An 8,821-nucleotide genomic window follows, 5' to 3' on the forward strand; every position below is an offset into this window, starting at 1 on the left:
CCCTTTCTCAATCTTTTGTTTCTGTCATTAAAAAATAACCGCTTGACATATTACCAGATTGCTTCCTTGACAACCCCATTCAACATGAAATCAAGGTACTCTTTTATTTCTTCTTTAATCTTTGCGGAATGCTCAAAAAATAATTCCGGGGTCTCTTTATACCGTTCCAGATATTTGTTTAGAATCGCTGCCAAATATATCGTTATGGCGTCTTTTAGTTTTTCTGTGTTGATGTCTTTGAGTTCAAGGGCAGTGATGGCTTTTTCCATAATCTGCTGAGATTTTTCACGGGTCTTGATCATATACCGCACGATCAGCTCATTCTTTTCGTCAAGAACCTTAGCGCTCATTTCCCGAGCCGCCATATTGACCAGGTGCATTTCGCCGGGATACTTTTCGCATAATTTAAATTTTTCATCAGCATAGGAAAATATAATTCCATAAAAATCACTTTGGTCCGGCATGGGAACATCTGTGAGCAGTCGTTTTAATGCAACCTCCAGACAGTAAAGATAGAAATCTTTCTTATTGCCAAAATAATGAAACAGGAGCCCTTTCGAGATCCCACAGTTTTTTGTTATCTCATCGGTACTGCCATCCATATAGGATTTTCTCGAGAATTCAACCATTCCGCTTTGAATGATGGCCGCTTGTTTTTCTTTGGATATTTTTTCAAAAGAATCAATTGACATATAACCCTCCTTTGACTCACCAGTCAATGTACAGGTTAAGAATACACCCTATTGACTGGCAAGTCAATAGGGTGTCCATAATTTTCTATTCAGGTAATTATTCTTCATATCCCGTCTATACTATTTAAACACCCTTCAGCCAGTCATCCAGCGCCTGCTCCCGATTCCCCCCCGCGGTGAGTTCTTTCTCCCCGGCGATCGCGCCGTCGCGGAGATAAATGACTCTTTTTGCTCTTAGTGCCACCCGGAGATCATGGGTAACCGTCATGATGGTCATCCCTTCACCATTGAGATCTTCCAGGATATCGAGAACCTGGTCAGTGGCTTCGGAGTTCAGGGCGCCGGTCGGTTCGTCCAGAAAAAGCACCTCCGGGTTATTGATCATTGCCCGACAAATCGACGCTCGCTGCAACTGTCCCCCGGAAACTTCGCGGATATCGCGGCCGCAAAGCCCGTCAATGTCCATCCGTTTCATCAAATCTTTAGCCCGCTTTCTAATGACCTGCGGTTTTTCTTTTTTAGCCACTAGTCCCGGGAGAATCAGGTTATCGAAAATCGATAGATTTTTTAGCATCTGGGCATTCTGAAAAACAAAACCCATTTTATTCAGCCGAAAGCCGGATAGGCTTTGCTCATTCATTTCTGACAGGCTGACCCCATCAAACCATACCTGCCCTTCAGTCACCCGATCCATTCCACTCACACTGTAAAGAAGTGTCGATTTTCCGGAGCCCGAGGGATCCATCACTGCCACAAAATCGCCGCGTGCAATCTCAAAGGATACCCCATTTAAAACGCTTGTTGCAATGGCCGAGTCAACCGGGGAATTCCCTTTAAATGATTTACTGATCTGTTCTACTTTTATCATAACTTTCCTCACTATTCGATAATTTGTTCTTTAATATGATAATGCTTGACTGCTTTGGTTCCGCCAATGACAGCAATGGCAACCACCAGCAACTGCACCAGCGGGCTAATCAGGTAGGCTTTAAGCGGTTGGATCAACAAGGTCATCCGCGATGCCCCCATCGATGACAGCATCAGGCTAAAGATCGCTTCACCTAAAGTATTTGCCAGCACTGTCCCGATAATAATACCGAGGCACAAAATCACCAGAATCCGAATCGCCAGTTGGATGCGGATATCGCGATTGGTAAAACCGATCGCTTTTTTTACCGCAATGGCACTATGCTCCCTGGCCATTATGAGTTTTAAAAACATGATCGTGATCAGCGCGCTTATCATTAAGGCAATCGCCATCGCTGCTGCTTCTACCTGACTCAGGTTATTCACAATCCCTCCCAAAGTTTGGGTGATAAAGCTGGGAACCGGTGTGACCTTGATATTCGGGAGCGCCTCGCGCAGCTCATTTGTCTTGGTGTCAATGTTGATTCCCTCAGCTAGACTCAAATACAGGATATAAACCTCGACATCCTCATTTCTATAATCGATGGCTGCCTTGGCCGTTTTTCCGCCATAGGTAATATCCTGATAAATTCCTGCGATGGTATAATTCATGGTTTCACCACCATAGTCCACCGTAAGAACATCGCCAATCTTTTTTTCCAGCTCTGATGCGTTCATATAAGACAATGCCATTTCATTGCTTCCAATCGGTGCCGACCCTTCCAAATATACCAGTGGAAACACCGACTGATCGCCGCTTTCCACCCGGATACTTTGCCACTCACCCGATTTAGTTTGAGCTTGGAGATAGCCATTTTTATAGATCGCTTTTTTTTCTATCTCCGGATCATTTTCAAGCACCTTCAAAACCTGGTCTTGCTGCTGGTTAATCTGCTGCGAAAAATGAACATCGATTCGAATATCTGATTCACCGACACCCATATAGGTGATAAATGACGGATCCTGGATGGTATTTTTCATATTCATGGGCAGTAATATCAAAAACGCCGAGATAACAAAAACCACCAAAATCACCCCATATTCTCGCCATTTACAACCCAGTTCCCCGATGGCAATGGTCAGATTGGGATGTTTGAAGCCGTATGACGGCAGCGTGTAGTGGCCTTCCCGACGCCTTCCCTCAGATCCCCGGAGCAATTCCATCACCGTGCTGTTTAAGTTCTTTTTGATAACCCGATGGCAACCAAACGCCACCATCCCGCTTAAAAAAAACATCCCTAGAAATGGTAGACCCCAAATAAGCCCCGGGCTGCTCCCCGTTCCACAATAGCGCACTACCGCTTCCGAGAAGAAATTTCCAAATGGGATTGCGCCCAGATAACCAATGATCCCAGCCACTGCCATCAGCGTCAAATACTTCATCTGGAACAGGATTTCAATGGATTTTCCCGGGAAACCGATGGCCTTCATCTCGCCGATGGATTTCTGTTCTTCGGCCATGATTGCCCGGATAATGTAAGACAGACAGAGCATCGCCATAAAAATCAACAGCAGGCTAATCGCCACGATAATCATCGCCACCAGACCATAAGAAAAGACATTATAGAGATTCAGTAGACTGCCGGTGATAGCGACTCCATTAGCGGGCAAGTTGGCCGACTGGTAAGCTTGCTCCAGAACCCCAGTATCAACACCTTCTTTTAATAAAAATTGAAAACTATACTCCCATTCACCCATTTTCTGACTAAGCTCAAGCTGATCTACCGGGCTGATCAGAAACCGTTTCGAAGAGGTCATCGCCACATTCATCTGGGCATCTCGAATAATCGTGGCTACCTTTAGATCTTTGATATAATCATCTTTTTTCAGGGTGATCACATCCCCTGGAGCAATGCCCAGAATTTCGGCATAATATACCGGCACCCCAACTTCCCCAGGCTTAACAGTGGCTACCTGGTTGTCCATGTTTAATAGATAATCAAAGCCCACATTCTGAACTACAAAGCTGTTATCCATCAGCACCTTTTCCAGGGTTTCGCCTTGATAGATAATGCTAGCGTTATTAATCGTCAGCATCTCGACGGTCAGAAAATCCTGAATGCCGTCCTGGTTTGCCGCAAAATGACCCACGGCTTCGTTGTCATATTCTCCCTTATGCATTTGCAGATATTCCGGGGGGATTGCCTTTTGGTTTAGCTGATCGTAGGCTGAAATCATCGTTCCAGCTACCCTGAGCCCACCTGCCATCAGTAGCGCTGCCAGGATCAGAAAGACCACCAGCGCCGTTGTAATCGCCGGATTTCGTTTAAAGTCCTTGCGGACAAGATTTATTAATAGTTTCATGCGTCATCTCCTTCTTTTTTTCTAACTTACGAACATTTTTTAACCGAGCCACTGCCAATGCTAGAGATAAATGACCCGACTACTAAGATCTTAAATTTTTTTATTGAAGATTTTTGACCTGCTGTTTTGGTTATTGTATTTTTTTGTATCACTTTTTTGATCCTCCAAGTTATTCTCTGTTCAGACAATGCCAATGATGTCCCGAATTTTGCTTTCATCCTAACATTACATCATTCTATTTTTCTATTGGTTGCACCCACTTTTTTCATACCTGAATGACTTTTATCTATCGACCGTTGGTCGATAGATGCTTAAAAAATTTTGCAAATGTTCACCCACCCTCTAATCTAGGCAAACATTTGCAAAAAGTCATTCAATTCCCCTTCTCCAGTACCCAGCATTCTTTCCATATTGGTCAGAAAGCCCTTGATTTTAATCGGATATTCCTCGATTTCCCAATCCATAATATTACAGTCAAAGAGCATGTGCCCTAGAAGCAACATCGATTCAACAGTTTCCCGGGGATAATCCAGATGAAAAAAATCGGCTTCCAGCCCTTCGGCAACGGCACCTTCTAGTAGCGGGGTCATCCGCTTGAGCATAGTCTTGGTGTACAACTGTTCCAGCTTGGCATTTTCGACCTTGTGCATTTCGTCTCTGATCGCCTCCGATCCTTCAAACTCCGGGGACTGGGCCATAATTGCCATCATGATCCGACTAATCAGTGGTACGGACTTGTCCTTAAGAATTTGCTCAGCACGTTTGGCACCTTCTTCAACAATATCCAGAATAATCGCGGCCAGCACTTCTTCCTTAGATTTAAAATAATAATAAAAGGTGCCTTTGGCGATATCCACTATTTTTAAAATATCATTCACCGATGTCTGATCATAGCCCTTTGTGACAAAGAGCTCCCGGGCAACCATCAGTATTTCCTGTTTGCGAACTTCGCCTTCTTTTACTGTTTTCATCGCCACTCCCGTCTATCGACCATCGGTCGATAGATATATCATAAAGCAAGTTTTATCAGCTGTCAAGTTCTATTTAAACGCACAGCACTAATTTTTTAATAAGACGGAGTCCCCAGGTTCAAATGGTTCTTGACCTTATCCGTGACACCACCAACACCGCAAAATGACAAGAGCCGGTGCAACATTTTGTCTGTTGCATCGGCTCAAGTTAAATTTCTGGTCATGATCTTTGTGATGTCTTCTGATGATTTTTGATCCTTATTTCCAGATATCTTTTTCGGGAATAATTTTCATCAGGCATTTGTTATCACCCATTTTAATACTTTTGAGTAGCTCTACCTCAACTTGACACTGAAACGCTTTTTCAAAAAGCACCTGGCTATAACCGGTGGTACATTGACACCAGGTATCCGTCTCCAGGTGATCAACCCCTTCCAGCATCGGGCAGGGACAAAAAGGAAATTGCAGATAAAGTTCACCCTTATCACTAAAAAGCCCTACTGCATTGGCCCGATCCAGAGTTCCGAATTCTTCCAGACTCGCTGATGCTGCAAGCAGCTCTTTTACCAGCGCCAATTTCTCATCCATGCCGTAGCCGCACTGACAGTTTCTTCTGATCTGCAAAACGGTAGCTTGATCAAATTGGTTTTCCAGCCTTTTCATTGTCGCTTTGACCCATGTCGGGTTATCCTCAGTTTTCGCATCATCTTGGCCAAAAACGATTGCTTTGGCGACATCTTCATTGCTTTTATCTTTGACCGCCTGGTAAATGACCTGTTCCTGAATTTTTCTGATATCAAACATATTAACATCCTCCGCTTTTGTTTAATTGATGTATCGATCCGGTTTAATTGATTGCTGCAACTTTTCTATTTAAGATTTTCAAATGATTATCAAAAAATTTAAAAACAGACTTCTTTCAAACCAATCACTGCCTTGTTGACAGTATCATTATAAAAGAAAGTCTGCGTCATTACTTCTGAATTCTTGCGCTATTTAACGGGAATACATAAATCCATGATGACTTGACTGTTTTCTCTGTCAATCTTGCGATAAATATCAAGTCCATAGCGTTCATCCATTTCATAACCGCTGTTTGGCAGCCAGATATTAAAAATGCCCTGAAGGCTTTCATAGATATCTTTGATCAACCCATCAAAGCGATAAACGGCGAATTTTCCGCCCTCAATGGTGGTGATATTCTCAAGCTGTAAGTTCCCATCAACGGTCATACAAAGGTCATACAAACATTGGCCAACCTTGGTAATGGAAGGGTCATCATAAAAACGTTCAATTAGAAGGGTGTCCGTTCTGAGATAGGCCTGATGCTTTGCCGTAAAGATCAACCACTGCTCTCCCAAATCAAGGTAATTTCCCAGATACCGCTCATAAATAACCCGAAAATCCTCCAGCTCGCAGATCTTTATCTTCTGGTTGTAAGCTTCATAGGATTGAAATCTTGCCAGCTGATCGGCAACATAGGGATGGGGAGCACAGCTGCTATTGACGGCTTTACGAAACTGCGCCGGAGACAGGTGATGGTGCTTCTTAAAGGCAGAGCTGTAATTTGATGGACTGTAGCCATAGTCAAGCCCGATATCAGTAATCGATTTATTCTTGCCAAGCTTCATTTCAATGGCGCTTTGTTCCATTTTCAGACGCTTGATAAAGGCATAGACACCTTCACCTGTTTCGGCCTTAAAAACTCTACAAAAATAAAACTTGGAAAGATGACAATAATCCGCCATATCTTCGATTGAGATTTCCTCATTCAGGTTTTCAACAATATACTCAATCGCTTTGCTGACCAATTCGTTTGTAACCATAATGCCCTTTTCCTATTCTTTGGCTTACTCACTTCGATCCATATCCTCTGTCTGGCAATGTTCCCGGTGTTTTTTTATACTCCGGCTAGTCTAGAGGTCTTGCTCATTCCAGCGGTATCGCTTATTTTTTCGCAAAATCTCAAGATCACAATGCAGACAAAGGCCGTAATGACAGCAAATGGGCTCGCCACATTTGGGACATGCCCACCGTTTTTTTTCACTTTCCAGAAAAGCTGTCATCCCATTTTTCTGGAGTGCTTGCAGGTTTTTGATCATACTCATATGATATTTAGTCCGATAACGCTTATCTAGTCCCTTTAAGCGCTTGCAGGGAAAATCACTGCATTCATAACAAAAACGAACCCGCCCATTTTTGAGCAACTCACACTGATCACCCATATGGGTGCAGTTTTCTCCTCTGGGAATACAACCGGAACAATATTTTCGATTAAATCCCTGCTTTTTTAAATCACCTTTTTTCATTTGATAGGCAACACACAAGCTGCAATTCATCCCGCAGGGTGCGATTAGGTTACTTTCCATAATTACCTCCCGTTATTTAATAGCTATTGAATAATTGCTAATTTTCAAACTCCACGACAGTTAATCAAATAACCAGAGCGTTATCATTTACTCGTATCGGAGTAAGAATATGCCAGCAATTTCCTAAATAAAGAGTTGACTGATAATAATTGCCAACATCCCCATTAAGCCACTGAGATACATACCACGTATGGCAGCCCGCCCGGTGGTTGGGGTTTGGCTTTTGAGCAGTCTGATCAGAAAGAAGCCGATCAACAGATCGGTGATCAAAATGATGATCAGGTAGGTCATCCCTAATAAACTCAAAAAAACAGGTGCCAGACTGATCACGATCATTACCGTAAATAATAGCGCCGAAATTTTCAGGGCATTATTTTTTCCCAGAAGGATCGCCACCGACTTAACATTTCGCTTTTTATCACCATCAATATCCATGGCATCCGCCGCAATCTCTGCTCCGAGGTCAAAAAAGAAGACCATTAGACTTAGTATCCAAACCGTTTTATTCGATGGTTGACCAACTGCGATTCCACCCAAAATAAAGGTAACGGCCACCGATGAACAGACCAGTAAGTTACCGATTAGTCCCCATTCTTTTAGCTTCCAATTATATAAAAATCCGACTATCCAAAAGAAGAGATAAAGCAGCAGCGCCATTTTACCAATTAACAGCGACACCACTATCCCAACAAGTGTTGTCATAATGGCTAAAATAATAGCGGCAGAGGGTTTAATCAATCCCGATGGCAGTGGCCTGTCCGGTGAGTTTATCCGGTCAACTTCGATGTCAAAATAATCATTGAGGATCATCGCCGGGCTGGATAAAAAAAAGCCCCACATGAATCCCAATAATAAGGTTGTGATCGCAGGAACAGCAGCTGCTGCAATGATCGCTCCAATAACAACACATACTCCGGCCGCGAATGGCAATTCCGGCCGGAGTAATGCAAGGATACCTTTTGCCTTCTTTAAACTTATCATCCCTGCTCCCTTCAATAATCCGTTTTAGCTATAAAATAGCTAGCTTACCTCTGATATTTCGGCTAAGAACCTTCTTTTTATGCATTAATAAGGACGCTAATTTTGTCTATTTTTTTATCCAAATTCTCATCCATCTGCTCTTTAGGTTCCTTAAATTTATCAAAACTGTCTAAGATTTCATTTCCAGTGCGTGCTAAATAAGAGCCGTTTTCATTTTCCTACCCTTTTAAATCTTTTATTCCTGCAGCGATCCACTATCCCAATAGACTCTCATTGAATTACTTTTGCATACCCAGAATTTCTTGTTGTAATTCCAGACTGATTGTTAAAATCTCAAACTCTGGCTTGCCCAGATAAAATCCTTGGGCAAGATCCACCCCCATTTCAATCACTGTCGCTAGATCCTCGGCTGTTTCAATTCCCTCTGCCACCACCAGAACACTTTTATTGTGACAAAACTCAACCAGGTTAGCGACCAGATTGCGTTTGTCTTCACTGCAATGAATGCCCTGGATCATTTCCATATCAATTTTGATGATGTCAGGCAAAAGCGTAAGAATTCGGATCTCATTGGAATAGCCACTACCAAAATCATCTA

The 8,821-nt window shown here is 42.9% G+C and carries 9 protein-coding genes; all 9 read right to left on the reverse strand.

The window, feature by feature from the left end:
- Positions 1-50 precede the first annotated feature (50 nt).
- On the reverse strand, positions 51-692 hold the full coding sequence (locus tag QZ998_RS16235) for a TetR/AcrR family transcriptional regulator (RefSeq protein WP_296561879.1): 642 nt from the start codon (positions 690-692) through the stop codon (positions 51-53).
- Positions 693-816: 124 nt separating this feature from the next.
- On the reverse strand, positions 817-1,560 hold the full coding sequence (locus QZ998_RS16240; protein ID WP_296561880.1) for an ABC transporter ATP-binding protein: 744 nt from the start codon (positions 1,558-1,560) through the stop codon (positions 817-819).
- 11 nt (positions 1,561-1,571) lie between these two features.
- Positions 1,572-3,902 (reverse strand): ABC transporter permease, encoded by a 2,331-nt coding sequence (locus tag QZ998_RS16245; protein ID WP_296561881.1) that lies wholly within the window; start codon positions 3,900-3,902, stop codon positions 1,572-1,574.
- 347 nt (positions 3,903-4,249) lie between these two features.
- Positions 4,250-4,873 (reverse strand): TetR/AcrR family transcriptional regulator, encoded by a 624-nt coding sequence (locus QZ998_RS16250; protein WP_296561882.1) that lies wholly within the window; start codon positions 4,871-4,873, stop codon positions 4,250-4,252.
- 258 nt (positions 4,874-5,131) lie between these two features.
- On the reverse strand, positions 5,132-5,677 hold the full coding sequence (locus QZ998_RS16255) for a DUF6144 family protein (protein WP_296561883.1): 546 nt from the start codon (positions 5,675-5,677) through the stop codon (positions 5,132-5,134).
- Positions 5,678-5,865: 188 nt separating this feature from the next.
- Positions 5,866-6,699: a GyrI-like domain-containing protein gene (locus QZ998_RS16260; RefSeq protein ID WP_296561884.1), complete on the reverse strand. Its 834-nt coding sequence runs from the start codon at positions 6,697-6,699 to the stop codon at positions 5,866-5,868.
- A 90-nt stretch (positions 6,700-6,789) separates the two neighbouring features.
- Positions 6,790-7,242, reverse strand: coding sequence for a DUF3795 domain-containing protein (locus tag QZ998_RS16265; protein ID WP_296561885.1), 453 nt, complete (start codon positions 7,240-7,242; stop codon positions 6,790-6,792).
- Between the two features lie 123 nt (positions 7,243-7,365).
- Positions 7,366-8,223, reverse strand: a complete 858-nt coding sequence (locus QZ998_RS16270; protein WP_296561886.1) for a UbiA family prenyltransferase — start codon at positions 8,221-8,223, stop codon at positions 7,366-7,368.
- A 278-nt stretch (positions 8,224-8,501) separates the two neighbouring features.
- The coding region (locus QZ998_RS16275; protein WP_296561887.1) for an EAL domain-containing protein at positions 8,502-8,821 on the reverse strand (320 nt) is incomplete at its 5' end.

The organism is uncultured Acetobacterium sp. (genome assembly GCF_927416815.1).
Classification (GTDB): Bacteria; Bacillota; Clostridia; order Eubacteriales; family Eubacteriaceae; genus Acetobacterium.